General features: G+C 38.7%; 16 protein-coding genes and 2 pseudogenes. 9 read left to right on the forward strand and 9 right to left on the reverse strand.

Annotation, left to right across the window (positions count from 1 at the left end):
- Window positions 1–617 precede the first annotated feature (617 nt).
- The 8 genes from sdhC to sucD all read left to right on the forward strand — a co-directional run bounded on the left by sdhC (window position 618) and on the right by sucD (window position 10,239).
- Window positions 618–1,010 carry a succinate dehydrogenase cytochrome b556 subunit gene (gene sdhC / locus BMW37_RS12115; RefSeq protein ID WP_093321520.1) on the forward strand — a complete coding sequence of 131 codons (393 nt, stop codon included), beginning with the start codon at window positions 618–620 and terminating at the stop codon, window positions 1,008–1,010.
- A gap of 10 nt (window positions 1,011–1,020) precedes the next feature.
- Entirely contained in the window at window positions 1,021–1,377 is a 357-nt protein-coding gene (gene sdhD / locus BMW37_RS12120) for a succinate dehydrogenase, hydrophobic membrane anchor protein (protein ID WP_245711068.1), read from the forward strand.
- The gene (gene sdhA, locus BMW37_RS12125) at window positions 1,378–3,144 is read left to right on the forward strand and encodes a succinate dehydrogenase flavoprotein subunit (protein WP_093321522.1); all 1,767 of its coding nucleotides are present in this window, start codon (window positions 1,378–1,380) and stop codon (window positions 3,142–3,144) included. It begins immediately after the preceding gene.
- 21 nt (window positions 3,145–3,165) lie between these two features.
- Window positions 3,166–3,882: a succinate dehydrogenase iron-sulfur subunit gene (locus BMW37_RS12130; RefSeq protein ID WP_093321525.1), complete on the forward strand. Its 717-nt coding sequence runs from the start codon at window positions 3,166–3,168 to the stop codon at window positions 3,880–3,882.
- A 73-nt stretch (window positions 3,883–3,955) separates the two neighbouring features.
- Complete coding sequence (gene sucA, locus BMW37_RS12135; protein ID WP_093321527.1) at window positions 3,956–6,751, forward strand: 2-oxoglutarate dehydrogenase E1 component; 2,796 nt, start codon at window positions 3,956–3,958, stop codon at window positions 6,749–6,751.
- 129 nt (window positions 6,752–6,880) lie between these two features.
- Window positions 6,881–8,071, forward strand: coding sequence for a 2-oxoglutarate dehydrogenase complex dihydrolipoyllysine-residue succinyltransferase (gene odhB / locus BMW37_RS12140; RefSeq protein ID WP_093321530.1), 1,191 nt, complete (start codon window positions 6,881–6,883; stop codon window positions 8,069–8,071).
- A gap of 119 nt (window positions 8,072–8,190) precedes the next feature.
- Window positions 8,191–9,351: an ADP-forming succinate--CoA ligase subunit beta gene (sucC, locus tag BMW37_RS12145; protein WP_093321533.1), complete on the forward strand. Its 1,161-nt coding sequence runs from the start codon at window positions 8,191–8,193 to the stop codon at window positions 9,349–9,351.
- Between the two features lie 15 nt (window positions 9,352–9,366).
- Entirely contained in the window at window positions 9,367–10,239 is an 873-nt protein-coding gene (gene sucD / locus BMW37_RS12150) for a succinate--CoA ligase subunit alpha (protein WP_093321536.1), read from the forward strand.
- A 227-nt stretch (window positions 10,240–10,466) separates the two neighbouring features.
- On the opposite strand, the gene BMW37_RS12155 is transcribed toward sucD, so the two are convergent.
- The 9 genes and pseudogenes from BMW37_RS12155 to BMW37_RS12195 form a co-directional block, all read right to left on the reverse strand.
- Window positions 10,467–11,039 carry an NADPH-dependent FMN reductase gene (locus BMW37_RS12155; RefSeq protein WP_093321538.1) on the reverse strand — a complete coding sequence of 191 codons (573 nt, stop codon included), beginning with the start codon at window positions 11,037–11,039 and terminating at the stop codon, window positions 10,467–10,469.
- A 106-nt stretch (window positions 11,040–11,145) separates the two neighbouring features.
- On the reverse strand, window positions 11,146–12,039 hold the full coding sequence (locus BMW37_RS12160) for a transporter substrate-binding domain-containing protein (protein ID WP_093321541.1): 894 nt from the start codon (window positions 12,037–12,039) through the stop codon (window positions 11,146–11,148).
- Window positions 12,040–12,052: 13 nt separating this feature from the next.
- The gene (locus BMW37_RS12165) at window positions 12,053–12,832 is read right to left on the reverse strand and encodes an amino acid ABC transporter ATP-binding protein (RefSeq protein WP_093321544.1); all 780 of its coding nucleotides are present in this window, start codon (window positions 12,830–12,832) and stop codon (window positions 12,053–12,055) included.
- Between the two features lie 90 nt (window positions 12,833–12,922).
- Window positions 12,923–13,742 (reverse strand): annotated as a pseudogene (locus BMW37_RS12170) (amino acid ABC transporter permease); the annotation flags it as partial.
- 11 nt (window positions 13,743–13,753) lie between these two features.
- Entirely contained in the window at window positions 13,754–14,272 is a 519-nt protein-coding gene (locus BMW37_RS12175; protein ID WP_093321549.1) for a GNAT family N-acetyltransferase, read from the reverse strand.
- Window positions 14,273–14,336: 64 nt separating this feature from the next.
- The gene (locus BMW37_RS12180) at window positions 14,337–15,263 is read right to left on the reverse strand and encodes an ABC transporter substrate-binding protein (protein ID WP_093321551.1); all 927 of its coding nucleotides are present in this window, start codon (window positions 15,261–15,263) and stop codon (window positions 14,337–14,339) included.
- A 40-nt stretch (window positions 15,264–15,303) separates the two neighbouring features.
- A pseudogene (locus BMW37_RS12185) lies at window positions 15,304–16,606 on the reverse strand (LLM class flavin-dependent oxidoreductase); the annotation flags it as partial.
- 294 nt (window positions 16,607–16,900) lie between these two features.
- A complete protein-coding gene (locus tag BMW37_RS12190) occupies window positions 16,901–17,923 on the reverse strand; it encodes an LLM class flavin-dependent oxidoreductase (RefSeq protein WP_093321571.1) in 1,023 nt (340 codons plus the stop codon).
- A gap of 674 nt (window positions 17,924–18,597) precedes the next feature.
- Window positions 18,598–19,125, reverse strand: coding sequence for a DUF4277 domain-containing protein (locus BMW37_RS12195; RefSeq protein ID WP_093321557.1), 528 nt, complete (start codon window positions 19,123–19,125; stop codon window positions 18,598–18,600).
- 388 nt (window positions 19,126–19,513) lie between these two features.
- Here BMW37_RS12195 and BMW37_RS12200 point away from each other — a divergent pair.
- On the forward strand, window positions 19,514–19,832 hold a 319-nt coding region (locus BMW37_RS12200; protein ID WP_093321561.1), incomplete at its 3' end, for a hypothetical protein.

A 19,832-nucleotide genomic window follows, 5' to 3' on the forward strand; every position in this document is an offset into this window, starting at 1 on the left:
ATCATCACAGTTAAAATACATTAAAATTTCATTTTTGGGAAATGCCTACTTCATGTAAAGATAGATTGATACTATTTGCCCCTCAGATAATAACATCATGACATTTTATATTCATATCAAACAATAACAACATGTTAAGAGCATAGCTTAGTGTAAATAAAATTAATATCATAATTATTTCATGTACTAGTGCTAATTTTTTCACACTGACAATCAGAAAAAATAAGATACCATCTTCGAAATTTTTACATAATTTTTTTATAGTACTCTTTTTTTAGAGTTTTTGTGAGTAAATAGGTTATTATATGCGCTGTTGCTATAATATTTTTAATAATTTGTTTGTAAATTGTGATGAAGCTCACTGATTACAGGAAATCATTAAACTTTAAACCTACATGAATTGTAATAAAGTTCATATAATCTTATACTTTACGCAACCATAATATTGCAATTTTGTTGGATTTAAATTTGTATTCAATTGAACGCATGATTATGGATTAACAGGTTTATAACAGTCTACTTTGTATTAACGTTTTTTAAAGTGGTAAATAAATCATAACGATGAAACGACATTACACTTTTCGCGTCTGGTTTATTATTTGGTCATAACTTTTTCAATGGTAGGTAATATTTTGAAACACAAACGCCCTGTCAATCTTGATTTAAAAACCATTCATTTTCCAATTACTGCAATTGCATCTATCTTACACCGTGTATCAGGTGTGATGATATTTGTCGGATTGGCTATTTTGATTTGGTTACTTGGACTCTCACTCAGCTCTGTTGCAGGCTTTGCAAGTGCAATGGCAATTGCGGATAATTTCTTTATGAAAATTATCCTATGGGGAATACTAACGGCTTTTGCTTATCACGTTGTGGGTGGCTTTAGACATATTTTCATGGATTTTGGTCTTATCAAAGAAAATTTTGAATCTGGTCAAAAGACTGCAAAAATTAGTTTTATTGTAACAGCTGCGCTATCTGTATTAGCCTTAATTCTTGTTTGGTAAGGAGAAACTTGTGAATACCCAGACTATTAAACATTCAGGAGCAATCGGTAAAAAAGGGGTGCTTGATTGGATTTTAATTCGTGCTAGTGCACTAATCATTACTCTTTATGCCCTTTACATTTTTTCTTTTCTTATTTTCTCTGACATCAATTATGAAAATTGGTTTGCTTTCTTCTCTTCTCCTTTTACGAAAGTATTTACTCTTATTACGTTAGTGTGCATTTTATGCCATGCGTGGATTGGTTTATGGCAAGTGTTAACTGATTACATTAAATCTTTTGCAGTACGTTTTTTATTACAAGTACTGGTTGTCTTCGTTTTAGCTGTTTACGTTTTGTACGGTGTTACCGTACTTTGGAGTGTTTAAATGCAACTACCTATAAAAGAATTTGATGCGGTTGTAATTGGAGCTGGTGGCGCTGGAATGCGCGCTGCTCTTCAAATATCGCAAAACGGTTTTTCATGTGCGTTATTATCAAAAGTATTCCCTACACGTTCCCATACAGTTTCAGCCCAAGGCGGTATCACCGTTGCATTAGGTAATACCCATGAGGATAACTGGGAATGGCATATGTATGACACCGTAAAAGGCTCTGATTATATTGGTGATCAAGATGCAATAGAATATATGTGTAATACAGGTCCGGAAGCAATTTTAGAATTAGAGCACATGGGATTACCCTTCTCTCGCCTTGAAGATGGTCGTATTTATCAGCGCCCTTTCGGTGGACAGTCCAAAAACTTTGGTGGTGAACAAGCTGCAAGAACTGCTGCTGCTGCAGATAGAACAGGACATGCTCTTCTTCATACTCTTTACCAACAAAACATTAAAAACAACACCAATATTTTCTCTGAATGGTATGCACTAGATTTAGTTAAAAATCAAGATGGTGCAATTGTTGGATGTACAGCCATGTGTATTGAAACTGGTGAAATCGTCTATTTCAAATCAAAAGCAACGATTCTTGCTACAGGTGGTGCAGGCCGTATTTATCAATCAACTACGAATGCTCACATTAATACCGGGGATGGTGTTGGTATGGCACTTCGTGCTGGTGTACCTGTTCAAGATATGGAAATGTGGCAATTTCACCCTACAGGAATAGCAGGTGCCGGCGTACTTGTAACTGAAGGTTGTCGCGGCGAAGGTGGGTACTTATTAAATAACCAAGGCGAACGTTTTATGGAACGTTATGCTCCTAATGCTAAAGATCTTGCAGGTAGAGATGTTGTCGCACGTTCAATTATGATTGAAATTCGTGAAGGCAGAGGGTGTGATGGGCCATGGGGACCACATGCTAAGCTTAAATTAGACCATTTAGGAAAAGAAGTTCTTGAATCACGCCTACCTGGAATTTTAGAGTTATCAAGAACATTTGCTCATGTTGATCCAATTAAAGAACCGATACCTGTTATTCCAACATGTCACTATATGATGGGTGGAATACCAACTAAGGTAACAGGCCAAGCCATTCGAGTAAATGAAAAAGGAGAAGATGAAGTTATTCCTGGTTTATTTGCAGTAGGTGAAATTGCCTGTGTGTCAGTTCATGGTGCCAATAGACTTGGTGGAAATTCACTACTTGACTTAGTTGTATTCGGCCGTTCAGCAGGATTACATTTAGCTGAATCAATCGCAGAGCAAGGTTCACTAAGAAAAGCAAGTGATTCAGATTTAGAAGCATCATTAAGCCGTTTAAACCGCTGGGAAAATACAAAATCTGGAGAAGATCCAGTTCAAATACGTAAAGATCTTCAAGCTTGCATGCAAAACAATTTCTCAGTATTTAGAGAAGGTGATGCGATGGCTGAAGGTTTAGAGCAGCTTAAAGCAATTCGTGAACGATTAAATGAAGCTAAATTAGATGATAATTCAAAAGAATTTAATACTCAGCGTATTGAATGTTTAGAGTTAGATAATTTAATGGCAACCGCTATTGCAACAGCTTACTCTGCAAATTATCGGACAGAAAGCCGTGGTGCTCATAGTCGTTTTGATTTCCCTGAACGTGATGATGAAAATTGGTTATGCCATTCTCTTTTCAAACCTGAAACAGAAGAAATGACCAGACGTGAAGTCAATATGCAACCTAAGTTGCGTGATGCGTTTCCACCTAAGATACGTTCTTACTAGTTAATTAATCAGGATATAGCCATGAGAATTGAATTTTCTATCTATCGTTACAATCCAGATGTCGACCAAAAGCCTCGTATGCAAGATTACAGCTTAGAGGTACCTGAAGGTCGTGATATGATGGTACTAGATGCTCTAATTTTGCTAAAAGAGCAAGATTCTAGCCTATCTTTCCGCCGCTCTTGCCGTGAAGGTGTTTGTGGTTCTGATGGGATTAATATGAACGGCAAGAATGGTCTTGCTTGTATTACGCCATTATCGTCTTTAAAAAATAAAACCAATAAAATTGTAATTCGTCCATTACCTGGTTTGCCTGTTGTTCGAGATTTAATCGTCGATATGGCGCAGTTCTATACTCAGTACGAAAAAATAAAACCTTATTTAATTACGGATGGAAGTGCAAAGCCTGAACGTGAGTTTTTGCAATCACCAGAAGAAAGAGAAAAATTAGATGGGTTATATGAATGCATCATGTGTGCGTGTTGCTCAACGTCTTGTCCATCATTCTGGTGGAATCCAGAGAAATTTATAGGGCCTGCAGGCTTGCTTGCAGCATATCGTTTCTTAATTGATAGTCGTGATACTCAAACAGCAAACCGTTTAGAAAATCTTGATGATGCCTTCAGTGTATTTAGATGTCATGGCATCATGAACTGTGTTAGTGTGTGTCCTAAAGGATTGAACCCAACACAAGCGATCGGTCATATCAAATCGATGCTTCTATCGCAAAGTGCATAATGAATATCGGCTTAGTTTAACAACTAAGCCTTTTTTAATGTTATAAATTGTAACTATTAGGGAATCGCTTGCTATGCAAAATAACTTAATGAAAGATTGGCTCGATAACTCTTATCTTGCTGGAGCAAATCAGGGATATATTGAAGATATATATGAGTCGTATCTTGACGACCCAAATTCAGTTGAAGCTAGCTGGCGAGAAATTTTCGATGCTATGCCACAAGCAAGCAATACAGATGTTGCACATTCAGCGCTCAGAGACTATTTTAGGGAAGCTGCAAAAAATCCATTAGCTAATGCTAGTAATCAAACTCAAAATGGCGCTCTAAATGCTAAACAAATTCGTGTATTAGAATTGATAGATGCTTATAGAATAAGGGGACATCAAGCGGCTAACCTAGATCCATTAGGTTTATGGGAGCGCCCTTGTGTTGATGAACTAAACCTTTCTTATTATCAACTAGACGACCAAGATTTAGAAAGCTCATTTAATGTTGGTTCCTTTGCTCACGGTAAAGAAACCATGAAATTAAAAGACCTCTTTGCAGTACTGAAAAGAACTTATTGTGGCAATATTGGTGCAGAATACATGCACCTTACAGATACGAATGAGAAGCGCTGGATCCAGCAGCGTCTTGAATCAGCAAATGGTCAACCTCAATTTACTTTAGAAGAACAAAAAAGATTTTTAAATGAGTTGACAGCAGCAGACGGCTTAGAAAGATACTTAGGCGCAAAATTCCCAGGTGCAAAACGCTTTTCACTTGAAGGCGGTGATGCATTAGTTCCTATGCTAAAAGAAATTATACGCCATGGGGGTAAAAATGGTGCTCGCGAAGTTGTTATGGGCATGGCGCATCGTGGTCGTTTAAATGTTTTAGTCAATGTACTAGGTAAGCGCCCTGAAGAGTTATTCGATGAATTTGCAGGAAAACACGATCATCACTTAGGAACAGGTGATGTTAAGTACCATCAAGGTTTCTCTTCAGATTTTAGCACTGAAGGTGGTAATGTTCATTTAGCTCTAGCCTTTAATCCATCTCACCTTGAAATCGTGAGCCCTGTTGTTATGGGTTCAGTTAGAGCAAGACGTGATAGATTACCAGCTGGTTCGAATGTGTTACCTATCACAATCCATGGTGATTCTGCAGTTGCAGGTCAAGGGGTTGTACAAGAAACTCTGAACATGTCACAAGCAAGAGGTTATGAAGTCGGTGGTACCGTTAGAATTGTGATTAATAATCAAATCGGATTTACAACCTCTAATCCTCAAGACACGCGCTCAACTGAGTATTGTACAGATATCGCTAAAATGGTTCAGTCACCCATTTTTCATGTGAATGCTGATGATCCTGAAGCCGTTATATTTGTGTCAAGATTAGCTCTTGATTTTAGAAATACATTTAAGCGTGATGTGATGATAGATCTCGTTTGTTATCGCCGCCATGGCCATAACGAAGCTGATGAGCCAAATGCAACTCAGCCATTAATGTACCAAAAAATCAAAAAACACCCAACACCAAGGCAAGTATATGCTGACTATCTAGTTTCAAAAAACTTGATTGACTCTGATACAGCAAATGAAATGGCTAACTTATATCGTGATGCCCTTGATAAAGGTGATTGTGTTGTAGATGAATGGCGCCCTATGGCAGCCGGTGCCGTATCATGGCAATCATACCTTAACCGTGAATGGGATGAGGCCTATGCAAGCACAGTTGAAATGGGACGTCTACAAGACTTAGCTAGAAGAATTAGTACGATACCAGATCACATTACCGCTCACCCTCGTGTTGCAAAAATTTATAGTGACCGAGCAGAAATGGCTGAAGGAATAAAACCATTTGACTGGGGCGCTGCTGAAACCTTAGCTTATGCAACTCTTGTTGATCAACATATCGCTGTTCGTATCTCTGGTGAAGATGCTGGTCGTGGTACATTCTTCCATCGTCATGCTGTTGTGCATAGTCAAACTGATGGTGATGCTTATATCCCATTAAAATGTGTTCATAATACTCAAGGCGAATTTAATGTTTGGGACTCAGTTTTATCTGAAGAAGCAGTACTAGCTTTTGAGTATGGTTATTCGACAGCTGAACCACGCATCCTTAATATTTGGGAAGCCCAATTTGGCGACTTTGCAAATGGTGCACAGGTAGTCATCGACCAATTTATCAGTTCAGGTGAACAAAAATGGGGTCGTTTATGTGGTCTTGTCATGCTATTACCTCATGGATATGAAGGTCAAGGCCCAGAACACTCCTCTGCAAGACTTGAACGTTACTTGCAACTATGTGCTGAGCAAAATATGCAAGTTTGTGTTCCGTCTACGCCTGCACAAGTTTATCACATGCTGCGCCGTCAAATGCTAAGACCGATGCGTCGTCCATTAGTCGTGATGTCGCCAAAATCTCTATTACGTCACCCATTAGCTGTTTCAACGCTTGATGAGCTTGCCAATGGGACATTCCAAAATGTAATTGATGAAATAGATGCACTTGATCCAAAATCAATTAATCGCGTTGTACTTTGCTCTGGTAAAGTCTATTACGATTTATTAGAAATGCGTCGTAAAGAAGAACTTAACGGTGTTGCAATTGTTCGTATTGAGCAACTTTACCCATTCCCTCATAAAGAGATTCAGAGCGTGTTAGCTAAATATGCTCATGTTACTGATTGGGTCTGGTGTCAAGAAGAACCTTTAAACCAAGGTGCTTGGTACTGCAGTCAGCATAACTTTAGAGAAGCAATCCCATCTGGTGCGAAACTTCGTTATGCAGGTCGTCCGGCTTCAGCATCCCCTGCTGTAGGTTATACTTCTGTGCATCAAGAACAACAGCAAGCACTCATTATTGATGCGTTGAAATAATGAGCCAATATCAGCACGGCTACACTTTTATGTTAGCCATGCTGATATTTTAACTAAAATGTATTGAAAATTCTGTGCCAACACGTATTTACGTCAATATTAATGAGTGAGTTAAAAAAGGAATTATATATGAGCAGCTATGAGATACTTGTACCCGTACTTCCAGAATCAGTCGCAGATGCAACAATAGCGACATGGCATAAAAAAGTAGGTGACACGGTAAATCGTGATGAAGTGATTGTCGAAATTGAAACCGATAAAGTTGTACTAGAGGTTCCAGCAACCGAAAGCGGTGTAATTGAAGCAATTTTAGAAGAAGAAGGCGCAACGGTATTAGGCCAACAAGTCATTGGGCGTGTTAAAGCTGGCGCGGTGGCTAAACCACTAGCTAATGAAGCGCCGAGCGCCCCTGCAGCAGTTGCACAGGCCACAGATGCTCATGATGCTATCAGCCCAAGTGTTAGACGTTTAATTGCTGAGCATAACTTAGATGTAACTGGCATTAAGGGTACTGGTGTTGATAATCGTCTGACAAAAGAAGATGTTGAAAAACATATCGCTAACCAAAAGAAAGCACCTGCTAAAACGGCATCCGATGCTCAAGTCGCACCTTTAGGATTGCGTGAAGAAAAACGGGTTCCGATGACTCGTCTTCGTAAACGTATTGCTGAGAGATTGTTAGAAGCAAAAAATAATACTGCAATGTTGACAACATTTAATGAAATCAACATGAAACCAATCATGGACATGCGTAAACAATATGGTGAAGCATTTGAAAAGCGTCATGGCGTGAGACTTGGATTTATGTCGTTTTATGTTAAAGCCGTTGTTGAAGCATTAAAACGCTACCCTGAAGTCAATGCATCGCTTGATGGAGAAGATGTCGTTTACCGTAATTTCTTTGACATCAGTATTGCAGTTTCCACCCCACGAGGATTAGTCACCCCAGTCCTTAGAAATGCAGAGCTAATGGGTATGGCTGATATTGAAAAAGGCATAAAAGCCCTTGCTGTTAAAGGACAAGAAGGTAAATTAACTGTTGAAGAACTAACAGGTGGTAACTTCACCATTACCAATGGCGGTGTTTTTGGTTCTCTTATGTCAACACCTATCATCAATCCACCACAAAGCGCTATCTTAGGCATGCATGCAATTAAAGACAGGCCTATGGCTGTGAATGGACAAGTCGTTATTTTACCTATGATGTACTTAGCGTTATCTTACGATCACCGCATCATAGATGGCCGAGAATCTGTTGGATTCTTAGTGACTGTTAAAGAATTACTAGAAGATCCAGCTAGATTGATTCTTGACGTTTAATCATACTTGTTTCATTCTGAGTTAGCATTCACATCTCACTCAGAATGAAATCTCATTTTTCTTTTGCAAAGATTATCATAAACTTTGCACATTTTTTAACTCAACAAGGGACACAATCAATGAACTTACATGAGTATCAAGCAAAACAATTATTTGCACGCTATGGCATGCCTGTACCAGTCGGCTACGCTTGTTCTACACCAAGAGAAGCGGAAGAAGCCGCTTCTAAAATCGGTGGCGATCACTGGGTCGTGAAATGCCAAGTTCACGCAGGTGGCCGCGGAAAAGCTGGTGGTGTGAAACTTGTTAAAGCAAAAGAAGAAATTAGAGCGTTTGCAGAACATTGGTTAGGTAAGAATTTAGTGACTTACCAAACTGATGCTAATGGTCAACCTGTTCATCAAATCTTAGTCGAAAATGCAACTGATATTGCTAAAGAGCTTTATCTTGGTGCTGTAGTGGATAGAGCAACTCGCAAAATCGTTTTTATGGCATCAACCGAGGGTGGTGTTGAGATTGAAACCGTTGCAGAGCAAACGCCTCATTTAATTCATAAAATGACAATTGATCCATTAACAGGACCTCAGCCTTATCAAGGTCGTGAGTTAGCGTTTAAATTAGGCTTAAATCCTAAGCAAGTTACACAATTTAGCAAAATTTTCATGGGTCTTAGCACCTTATTTATTGAGCGTGATCTTGCTATGGTTGAAATCAACCCATTAGTTATCACCACTCAAGGCGATTTGATTTGCCTAGATGGTAAATTAGGCGCAGATGGTAATGCATTATTCAGACAAGCTGACTTACGTGAGATGCGTGATCCAAGTCAAGAAGATGCTCGTGAATCACGTGCAGCTCAATGGGAACTAAACTATGTTGCATTAGATGGCAATATTGGCTGTATGGTTAATGGTGCTGGGCTCGCCATGGGCACAATGGATATTGTTAAACTACACGGTGGTGAACCTGCAAACTTCCTAGATGTAGGCGGCGGCGCAACAAAAGAGCGCGTGACTGAAGCATTTAAAATTATTTTGTCTGATGAAAATGTAAAAGCAGTACTTGTCAATATTTTTGGTGGGATTGTCCGTTGTGATTTAATTGCTGATGGTATCATCGGGGCAGTGGGTGAAGTCGGTGTTTCGGTACCTGTCGTTGTTCGCCTTGAAGGGAATAATGCTGAACTTGGCGCGAAAAAATTAGCCGATAGCGGATTAAATATCATTGCTGCGAAAAGTTTAACCGATGCAGCTGAACAAGTTGTTAACGCAGCTAAATAATCATAGGAGCCCAATATGTCAATTTTAATTAATAAAGATACAAAAGTCATTTGCCAAGGATTTACTGGTAGCCAAGGCACCTTCCATTCAGAGCAAGCAATTGCTTACGGTACTCAAATGGTAGGCGGCGTTACGCCAGGTAAAGGCGGTACAACACATTTAGGTTTACCTGTTTTTAACACTGTACGTGATGCAGTTGAATCGACTGGAGCAACTGCTTCTGTTATTTATGTACCGGCTCCTTTTTGCAAGGATTCAATTCTAGAAGCTATCGATGCTGGAATCGAACTCATTGTGTGTATCACAGAAGGTATCCCAACATTAGATATGTTGATTGTTAAAGCTAAGTTAGAACAAACTGGCGTGCGTATGATAGGTCCAAACTGTCCAGGTGTGATTACACCTGATGAATGTAAAATTGGGATTATGCCTGGCCACATCCATAAAGCGGGTAAAGTTGGCATCGTATCACGTTCTGGGACATTAACGTATGAAGCAGTAAAACAAACCACTGATATCGGTCTTGGTCAATCAACTTGTGTTGGTATTGGTGGTGACCCTATCCCTGGTTCAAACTTTATTGATATCTTAGCGATGTTCGAAAAAGATCCACAAACTGAAGTAATTGTCATGATAGGTGAAATTGGCGGAAGTGCAGAAGAAGAAGCTGCAGACTTTATCAAAAAGAATGTCACTAAACCTGTTGTTGGCTACATTGCAGGTGTCACAGCACCTAAAGGAAAACGTATGGGGCATGCTGGCGCAATCATTGCAGGTGGAAAAGGCACTGCAGATGAAAAATTTGCAGCCCTTGAAGCAGCTGGTGTTAAAACCGTTCGCAGCCTAGCTGATATTGGTGATGCTGTTTTAGCGGTTTACAAAAAATAAGACTTATTGATAAGTGATCTCGAAAGCGGTTGGTTGACATTAAGGTTGTATTCATGAGTGCATGATTTAAAAATACGCTTATGAATTTACAATTGAAACATCAGTCCTCACTCAATTAAGACAAAGCACCAATGTGAATACATTTGGTGCTTTTTTTATGGCATTAATGACCCTTTTGCAGGCCGCTTGCCTGACTCTCTGCCCCTAACAAACAATCGGATACACCATTACGATACCACCGCAATATTAACGGATTTATAGCACTCAGCGTACAATCTATTTTTATGAATGACCGTCAACATCTGTCTTAATTGAGCATGATAGCGTTCTAGTAAGTTGCCAGTGAGATATTTACCTTCTTCAAGCTCGCTCTTAGAGAGATAAATTTGTTCATTAAGCACATTTGCTTGCAATGACCTGCCTATATTTCTAAGTGTATTAACTGCATTCCCTCCACTTTTCGCTGATCCAGCAGTCGCAAATACACCTAATGGTTTATCTGTTAACTCAAACCGTAAATAATCTAATGCATTTTTGAGCGAACCTGAGATACAACCGTGGTACTCTGGTGAAATCAAGAGTATGCCATCCGCTCGAACAATCAATTGTTTCAAACGCTCTGCACTTGGGTGATTAGCATGAGCATAATCAAAATTAGGTAGATCTAATGTTCGAACGGAAATATGTTCAATTTTAAATTGAGCATCAGCATGGATTCCCAGATTATTAGCAAGAATACCAGATAAAGCCCCTTCTCTGTAACTACCATTAATAATTAAAAGTGTTGGTTTAACCATCATAAGAATCCCTTAAGTATTTATTATAATCATTTATTCACAAAATTCTCTTAAAATAACCGAGATATTCCCAATGTCTCAACAAACATAATTAGCAATCATGTTTGTTTTAATAGGTAATACCAGGGGGATTAATCTCTGACTGTAAAACGGCTTCATCCTGTTCTGCAAAACGGGCTAAAATTGTTTGATATGTTCCATTTTCAATTGCGGCATTAATCGACGCCTGCAGGGCATTTACTAACCCATTGCCCTTTTTAGTCGTAACAGCAACAAGCGCTTTTTTAGGACCAAACCCCACAACTTTTGTTTTACCCGTGAGAGCAGCTTTATAAGCCGCAACAGATTGAGGCCCAAACCAAACATCTGCTCGACCGGATTGAATAAAAAGATCAGCAGAAGCATCATCCGCAACATAAACTAATAGTGCAGGTTCCAGACCTTTTTGCTCATTAATCTCATTCCACCCCAATAATATTTTTTCTTGATTCGTACCAGATTGGACGATGACTCTCAATCCTGAAATATCTTCAGCGGATTGAATGGATTCGATGGCGCTATTTGCTTTAACCGTAAATGCTAATGAATCAGCACGATAGGTTGCAAAATCAAATTTTTCTTTTCTAGGTTCAGTTACCGCTATATTCACCAGTGCCACATCATAACGACCAGAGGTGATCCCAAGTGGCCAATCTTCCCAAGCAGCCGGTATAATATTCACTTTGAGCCCAAGACTTCCTGCAAGTAATCTTGCAAAATCAACATCACTTCCAATTCTATCTCGATTATTAGAAGCTAAAAATGCAATGGGAGGAGCATTATTAGCTGCAATTGCTACAGTCAAAGTACCAGGCTCAATAAAATTAAAGTCCTTAGGAATAAGCGCAATAGCTGATGGGACAGGTTCTACAACAATCGGAATCTCTTGAGCCTTAATATCTAAATTAGCTTCTGAGACAAATGACAATGCTAACAAACTCAATGCGATTAACCCTTTTTTCATGATACCCTCTCTTTTATAAGACTTTTGATAAAAATTGTTGTGTTCTTGGATGACTTGGATGATTGAGTAGTTGTTGCGCACTGCCTTGCTCAACAATCTCTCCATCGACCATAAAGACAATTTGATCAGCGACCTCTCTTGCAAACCCAATTTCATGCGTAACAACGACTAATGTCGTCCCAGATTTCGCTAAGGTTTTAATGACATCTAAAACCTCACCTACTAATTCTGGATCTAACGCTGAGGTAGGTTCATCAAAAAGCATGACCTTTGGTTTGAGTGCGAGAGCTCTAGCAATCGCAATTCGCTGCTGCTGGCCACCTGAAAGATGACGTGGCCATGAATTAACTTTATCGCTGAGGCCGACAAGTTCCAGCAATCGCAAAGCCTCAGCAATTGCTGATTGCTTATCTAGTTTTCCATGAGCAATAGGGGCTTCAATCAAATTATCTAACACAGTCATATGCGGAAATAGATTAAAATTTTGAAAAACATAACCAACATTAATGCGTTGTTTTAATATCTCTTTTTCCTTAAGTTCATATAATTTATTACCTTCCAATCGATACCCAATATACTCGCCATCTATCTGGATAAACCCATGATCGACTCGCTCAAGATGATTAATCGTCCTAAGCAAAGTCGATTTACCAGAACCAGATGGTCCTAAAATCACAGTCACGGTACCTGGTTCAATCTCTAAAGAGACATTATTCAATGCCTTATGATGTCCATATTGTTTACTTACACCAGTAATTGAAATATGACCTATGGCATTACGCAATTTTGGCATGAGGCACCTCCAAAATTAAGGGGGCTTTTGAGACTTGTTTTGGTAAAATATCAACAGGTAATTTAGTAGTTGATTTGCGATCGCCTCGTTTGAGCCAATTTTCAACACCATATTGAAGCAATGATAAAACAGTTGTAATCACTAAATACCAAACTGCGGCAACCATCAATAATGGAATGATCTCTTGAGTACGGTTGTAGATCATTTGAATCGTATAAAATAACTCAGGCATTGCGAGTACATACACCATCGCCGTACCTTTTGCTAGACTGATGATTTCATTAAAACCAGCAGGCATAATCGTGCGTAATGCTTGAGGTAAAATGATACGTGTTGTACGACGCCAAGCAGATAATCCTAAGGCTGAAGCCGCTTCATATTGGCCATGATCAACACCTAAAAATCCCCCTCGAATGATCTCTGCGCTATAAGCACTTTGCACTAAAGTCAATCCAACTACTGCTGTGGTAAACTGACTGAGTACATTGATGGTATCAAATGAACCAAAAACAATTGAGGTAAACGGTATCCCAATCGATAAACTGTCATATAGATATGAAAAATTATATAAAACAATCAATACGACGATTAAAGGAAGCGACCTAAATAGCCAGACATACCCAAATGCTAATGAATTTAACAACCATGAACTAGACAGCCTGCACATTGCTAATATGCCACCAAGTAGTAAACTGAGCACTGTGCATATCAGGGTTAACAATAAGGTTTTACCTAACCCCTCTAGAATGACAGGTTCAAATATCCAATGAGCAAATACCCCCCACTCCCATCTTGGATTAAATGCAACTGATTGAATAACGATTGCGAGTATAAAAAGAGCGATTGTCGCACCTAAAACACGTAATGGGTAACGTGCTGGAATAATTTTAATGTCTTTTTTATGAATCATGATATTACCTCTCAAGCGATTGAAGCTATCAAATGCTGTTTTTCTATAAATAAAGATTTTGTAAATCTTAAGCGCCCATCATAAGGTGGATGACTTAGATGTTCATATTGTTCACTGAGTTCAAACTGTGGACAATACCCCTGTTTTAAATAGAGTTTTACAGCAGCAATTTGCTTAAACCCGGTGCTAAGATACACATTTTGATATCCCAGTAAGTAGGCACTTAGTTCTAGCTGTTCGAGCATTTTTGAGGCCAATCCCTGCTGCCTTAAACTTGGCTCGGTCCAAATTCGTTTAAATTCTGCCGTTTTATCACTAAAAGGTTTAAATGCTCCCATGGCAATGATATTGTTATTACGCCATAACACCCAAACCGCACCATTAGGTAATCGATAATCTTCATTTTTATCTTCCTCAATTACCCATGAAAAATACCCACCATAGATAGTTTTATATTCTTTGAATAATCCCTCTAGAATTGGACTTAAGCGTTTATCTGTTATTTCCATACTTTCGAATCTATCTGACATATTCCCCCCTCTTCTTTAAGTTATTTACCTCAATTTTATATCTGAGGTAAATTCACCCTAAAATTTAATCGCCTAGACCTGGCGGATTAATTTCGGCAACAGACAATGCCTCTTGTCCCTCTCCCCAGCGGGATAATACTTGCTGATATTCCCCAGATTGCATCACCCCATTTAAGGCAATCTGAACAGCATCGACCAGTCCACTGCCTTTTTTCAAAGTGACCGCAACATGTGCAGCATTAGGCCAGCCACCATCTATTTGCCCAACTAATTTGGTATTGCCTGTTTGTGATATTTTCCAGGCTCCCATAACATACGGCGTAAAGAATGCATCTGCTCGACCTGATTGCAATGCTAACGATTGAGCAGCATCATCTTTGGCATAAATAGGAGTAAATGCCTCTAATCCCTTAGCGATATTCTCTTCATTCCAAGCAAGCAATATCGCCTCTTGATTCGTGCCAGACCCAACAATAATTTTCAAACCCGCAATATCTTCTGCCTGATTTATTTCATTAATTGAACTATCTGATTTGACGAAAAAGCCTAATGAATCTTTTCGATAAGTGACAAAGTCAAACCGTTTTTTCCTATCTTTTGTAACAGTAATATTACTGATAGCCATGTCATACTTTCCTGAGGCAACACCAAGTGGCCAATCCTCCCACGAAGTCGGTACCACTTTAAGCGTAAGTCCTAAGCTATCGGCAATCAATTGAGCCATATCGACTTCACTGCCGACTAATGTTCTGTTATCCTCAGCAAACATATATAACGGAGGGGAATTTAAACCTGCAACCGCAACGGTTAATGCACCTTGATTAGCAAAACGAAATTCTGGGCTGATGGCATTGATCGCAGCTTCATTCGTTTTAGCTCTGATTGGCACTTTATTATTCTCCAAACTAATCTCCTGCCCATCAATCGTAATAGCAAAAACTGGGGTTACTGCAAAAGCTAATAGGACTAAAATCTGGTTTAGTATTTTCATATGGAAACCTCCAATGAGGTTAATTCCACATTTTGAGTAAATTGATTTTCAGGTACTTTTAAGCCAAGGCTGTCTCTAAGTGTTTGTCCTGGATAGTCCAATCTATAACGACCTTCAGCTTGTAAGATTGGAATGACCGTATCTACAAATTTTGAAAACGTATTAGGTGTGCCACCTTGAATAATGAATCCATCTGCGGCACCATTATCAAGCCAGTGTAAAAGTCCTTGTGCGACGTCATTGGGTGTGCCTGAAAACAAAGGCCTTGGTGTTGCAGCCTCAAGCGCGACTTGTCTGAGTGTTAATCCCCTCTCTTTAGCCTGGGCTTTAATCAAATCTGTTGTGGCTCGAAAACTATTTTGACCAATTTCACCGAGTTCTGGAAAAGGCTCATCAAGTGGGTATTGGCTAAAATCATGGTGATCAAAATAACGCCCTAAATAATTCAACGCATCTTTGATGGAGACCAGTTCAGCTGTTTGTTGGTATTGCTTTTCAACATCAGCTGCATCTTTGCCAATAATGACACTGACACCTTGGAAAATGTGCAGTTCATCTTCCGTTCGATTAAATTGACTGAGTTGGCTTTTGACTCCCTGATAAAATGCCTGTGCACTTTCTAGAGAATCATTTTGGCTAAATATCGCATCAGCATGTGATGCAGCGAGTTGTTTGCCATCGGATGATGCACCTGCTTGAAAAATAATAGGTCTGCCTTGAGGTGTTCTTCCTATATTTAAAGGTCCTGCTACTTGGAAAAATTCCCCTTTGTGGTTAAGCGCATGCATTTTACTCGGCTCAAAAAACTGTCCTGTCTTTCTGTTACGAACAAAGGCGTCCTCTTCCCAAGAATCCCAAAGTCCTTTAACCACCTGCAAATATTCATCAGCAATACGATAGCGCAGCGCATGTTCGGGATGTTTTTCTCGTGAATAATTCTTAGCTGATCCTTCTAAAGGCGAAGTAACGACATTCCAACCTGCTCTACCTTGACTTAAATGATCTAAACTTGCAAATTGGCGTGCCACAGTATAAGGGTCACTGTAAGAAGTTGAGACCGTCCCCACTAATCCTATATGACTTGTTAAAGCCGCTAATGCAGAAAGCGCAGTGATGGGTTCAAATCGATTTAAAAAATGCGGAATAGATTTTTCATTAATATAAAGGCCATCAGCAATAAAGATGAAGTCTAATTTCCCTTCCTCAGCTTTTAACGCTGTAGTTAAAAGATAATTAAAATTGATACTTGCATCAATTACTGCTTCAGGATGACGCCATGCAGACATATTACCTGCAGGGCCATGTATCATTGTTCCTAATCTGATTTGACGTTTTTTAGACATAAATACTCCTAAATAAGGCATAGAGGTATCTCACTCAATGATGCACTACAGTTAGAAAATCAACCTTGCGTGATAGGCATGAGCTCAATACAATTTAAATTTTAAATAAGCTATGGGTTATGTGTCGTTTATGATTCGTTAATCAGTATTAACGTAAAAACGAAGGCGGCACATTGTGCCAAGTTGGGCTATTTGGAGGGACAACAAAGATGGGTTGTATAGAAACGATCATTCAGCCAATTTAATTTCACTGTTATTAATTTCAATAATGTTATCTGTATCATCATATTCACCTTATGCAACTGAAGTTTCTGCATTAATTGTTTCAAATTGTGCGAGTAACAGCACTGATCTTAACCTTGCGATTGCATCAACAATAGGTGTATCAACAATAAATTCATCAATACCAAATTGTGTTTGCAAGTCTGTCAATTGTGCATGTACTTCTTCTGCTGTACCTGCTAATAGATTGCTTTCGCGTAAAAAAATCGAACGTGCTTGTTGGCCTGATTGGCGCACAAATGCATGAGCTTGTGCTTCCGTCGCTACTGTTACTTTTTGTCCATTTTCTAATTCTACTCCCCATAATTGGATTTCTTTGGCCAAACGTTTAGCTTCATCAGTGCTCTTTGCCACAATCACTTGTACTGCGACAATGGTGGGTAATTCACTATTTGCTTTCCATGCTTTGGTTACATTCTCAAGCAGGGTTTTATCACCATTAAGATGAGCTGCAAATACAAAATGCCAACCTAACTTTGCCGCAAATAACGCAGTTTCCTCACTCGCGCCTAATAAATATCCATCTGCAAAAATATTTGGAAGCGGTGTTGCAAGCAAATTATCATACTCATCTTGATGAGTGTCATTTTGTTTTGCAGGTTTAATCCATTTATTAAGGAGATTAACCTGTTCGTTAAATGAACCTTTCGCTTCAGGATGAATGGCATGCTGTAAGGCTTTTGTAGATAACGGTAAGCCGCCAGGTGCTTTACCAATCCCAATATCAATACGTCCAGGAGCGATTGAAGCGAGCAAATTAAAATTTTCAGCAACTTTATACGGGCTATAATGCTGAAGCATAACGCCCCCTGACCCTAGGCGAATACGATGAGTTTGCCCTGCTATCCAAGCAATCACAAGCTCGGGAGAGGGACTTGCTAAGTGAACTGTGTTATGGTGTTCAGCAATCCAAAAACGATGATACCCCCATTTTTCAGCCTGCTTTGCTAAATGTAAAGTTCTTGCCAGCGCATCAGGTGCGGTCTCTGTAGGTGCAACTGGGCTTTTATCCAGTAAACTCAATTTATAAGGCAATTTTCGATTAGCATATAGTGTGTCCATACCTTTCTCCTAAAATTTATAAAAACTTCAAAACTAAAACTTACTAGAGATTTATAGCTTAATTGATATTAAGCATTGATTTTTAATCAATTTACCCTCAGGTTGACTTCATAAGCCTGGCTATCGACATCCACTTCGATTAATTTATAAATTAAAAATGCTCTAATTGTAATAATGCATTTTTAATATGATGTAAGTTTCGTAGTACTTACTCATCTGACTTATCAAGTGGAGTATTTATATCCTGTTTTCAATTCTTTTGAAAATACATAATACTTATGAAGCATATGAAATGGTTATCTAATTAAAAAGCATAATTGATAACAAAGAGATATGAGTTGCAATCGTTGAACTAAGAGATATATTAGGCCTATAACTTACATTCCGCTGTTCAAAAAATGATTAATTAATGTATCTTTATTATTATTTAGCTTTAAGATATTGATATTATTTATAAAAATTACCTGCTGTAACTTTTTGGATGGAGATTATGAATTTCGATAATGTAGACGTGTATGATTATGGGCATCTAGGATTGGTTGCTGGTTTTATTAAACAGGTTGGGTTAAGATACTGATAAATTTATTCGGATTGTCCAAGGATATAGTCGAGCTCATAGACCTGAACTTAACCAAGCCATTCTTGCTTTAATCACTGAAAATCAAGCTGGGATCCCAATATACTTGGACAATCCGAATAAATTTATCAGTATCATCAGGTGTGTTGTCATTGTAAGCAGTCCCATCAACATGGAAGCTAGTTAAGTCGAGATTGATCGCTTTAGGGGTAATGCTTAGGGTGTTAAGCGTTTTAATCGCAAGTTCACTGTAGAGTGAAGAGACTCCATAGTCAAAAACAGCATCTAAGGTTCGGCCCAGCACATCATCGTTCAGATGCTCACTATAGATCCCAGGCGAAATCAGTAAATCGATAGGCTTATCAGAGAAATATTCAGGAACTAAATAGAGGGCTTGAGAATGAAATCCGAGTGCATTAAGCAACATCGCTGCAACTGCTTGACCATGACTGACATGGCATGGCTTAGTTTTAGGGATGACATGATGAATGTAGTCAATTAACCCAACCTGTTTAATAAAACCAGCAACCACTCCTAAATGCCCATAATCATACACGTCTACATTATCGAAATTCATAATCACCATCCAAAAAGTCATAACCAATCACTTTAATGGTTCATTTTCATTCAGCTTATTACTCCACATCTGACAATTTAAACATTGCCTTTTCACTCCACGCTCACCACGATATCTCTTAAATAACGCAGCTGGAGCCGATTTAACACCAGCTCTTGCTAGCCGATGTTGGTGGGACTACCACCATCTTAGATAAAGCATGCCAACTTCCTAATAGTTGACTTCACAGCACACCTAGTACGAGACCACTCGATGGATCTTATAAGCAACTGATTTTACATTTAATTATTATGTTTTTGATTTTAAAGGAAATTTTAACATATTTTTTTGGCGGAAAAAATTGAAAAGGAACCAATTTTATGATCAAATGTAGTTTCTAACACATACATTTTTCATAAAAGAGGTTCCTATGACCAATGAATTTATCACATTTTCACGTCCACTTAAATCATTTTTTGATAAAATATCGATTAGAGAATTTGCAAGAAAAACAAAGTTCATGCAGCGCATACGATTGTTGCAACCTGAATGTTTTTTAAGTGCTTTAATTCAAACGCTTAGCTTTAAAGATCACGCTAACTTAGCAGATATCTTAAGAATGATGGATAGTGAACTAGAGGCAAGTCAATACAAACCTTTTCATAACCAAATTAAAAAGGCTGAATGCACCACATTTATACAATCCATGGTTGAAGAGGCAACTAAAGCGCTCTTTCTTGCGCCTTTTA

The organism is Thorsellia anophelis DSM 18579, assembly GCF_900111395.1.
GTDB classification, from domain to species: domain Bacteria; phylum Pseudomonadota; class Gammaproteobacteria; order Enterobacterales; family Thorselliaceae; genus Thorsellia; species Thorsellia anophelis.

What these genes read in the sequence shown, in the direction of transcription:
- sdhC (WP_093321520.1), top strand. Translation starts at nt 618, where the DNA reads ATGGTAGGTAATATTTTGAAACACAAACGCCCTGTCAATCTTGATTTA.
- sdhA (WP_093321522.1), top strand. Translation starts at nt 1,378, where the DNA reads ATGCAACTACCTATAAAAGAATTTGATGCGGTTGTAATTGGAGCTGGT.
- BMW37_RS12130 (WP_093321525.1), top strand. Translation starts at nt 3,166, where the DNA reads ATGAGAATTGAATTTTCTATCTATCGTTACAATCCAGATGTCGACCAA.
- sucA (WP_093321527.1), top strand. Translation starts at nt 3,956, where the DNA reads ATGCAAAATAACTTAATGAAAGATTGGCTCGATAACTCTTATCTTGCT.
- odhB (WP_093321530.1), top strand. Translation starts at nt 6,881, where the DNA reads ATGAGCAGCTATGAGATACTTGTACCCGTACTTCCAGAATCAGTCGCA.
- sucC (WP_093321533.1), top strand. Translation starts at nt 8,191, where the DNA reads ATGAACTTACATGAGTATCAAGCAAAACAATTATTTGCACGCTATGGC.
- sucD (WP_093321536.1), top strand. Translation starts at nt 9,367, where the DNA reads ATGTCAATTTTAATTAATAAAGATACAAAAGTCATTTGCCAAGGATTT.
- BMW37_RS12155 (WP_093321538.1), bottom strand. Translation starts at nt 11,039, where the DNA reads ATGATGGTTAAACCAACACTTTTAATTATTAATGGTAGTTACAGAGAA.
- BMW37_RS12160 (WP_093321541.1), bottom strand. Translation starts at nt 12,039, where the DNA reads ATGAAAAAAGGGTTAATCGCATTGAGTTTGTTAGCATTGTCATTTGTC.
- BMW37_RS12165 (WP_093321544.1), bottom strand. Translation starts at nt 12,832, where the DNA reads ATGCCAAAATTGCGTAATGCCATAGGTCATATTTCAATTACTGGTGTA.
- BMW37_RS12175 (WP_093321549.1), bottom strand. Translation starts at nt 14,272, where the DNA reads ATGTCAGATAGATTCGAAAGTATGGAAATAACAGATAAACGCTTAAGT.
- BMW37_RS12180 (WP_093321551.1), bottom strand. Translation starts at nt 15,263, where the DNA reads ATGAAAATACTAAACCAGATTTTAGTCCTATTAGCTTTTGCAGTAACC.
- BMW37_RS12195 (WP_093321557.1), bottom strand. Translation starts at nt 19,125, where the DNA reads ATGACTTTTTGGATGGTGATTATGAATTTCGATAATGTAGACGTGTAT.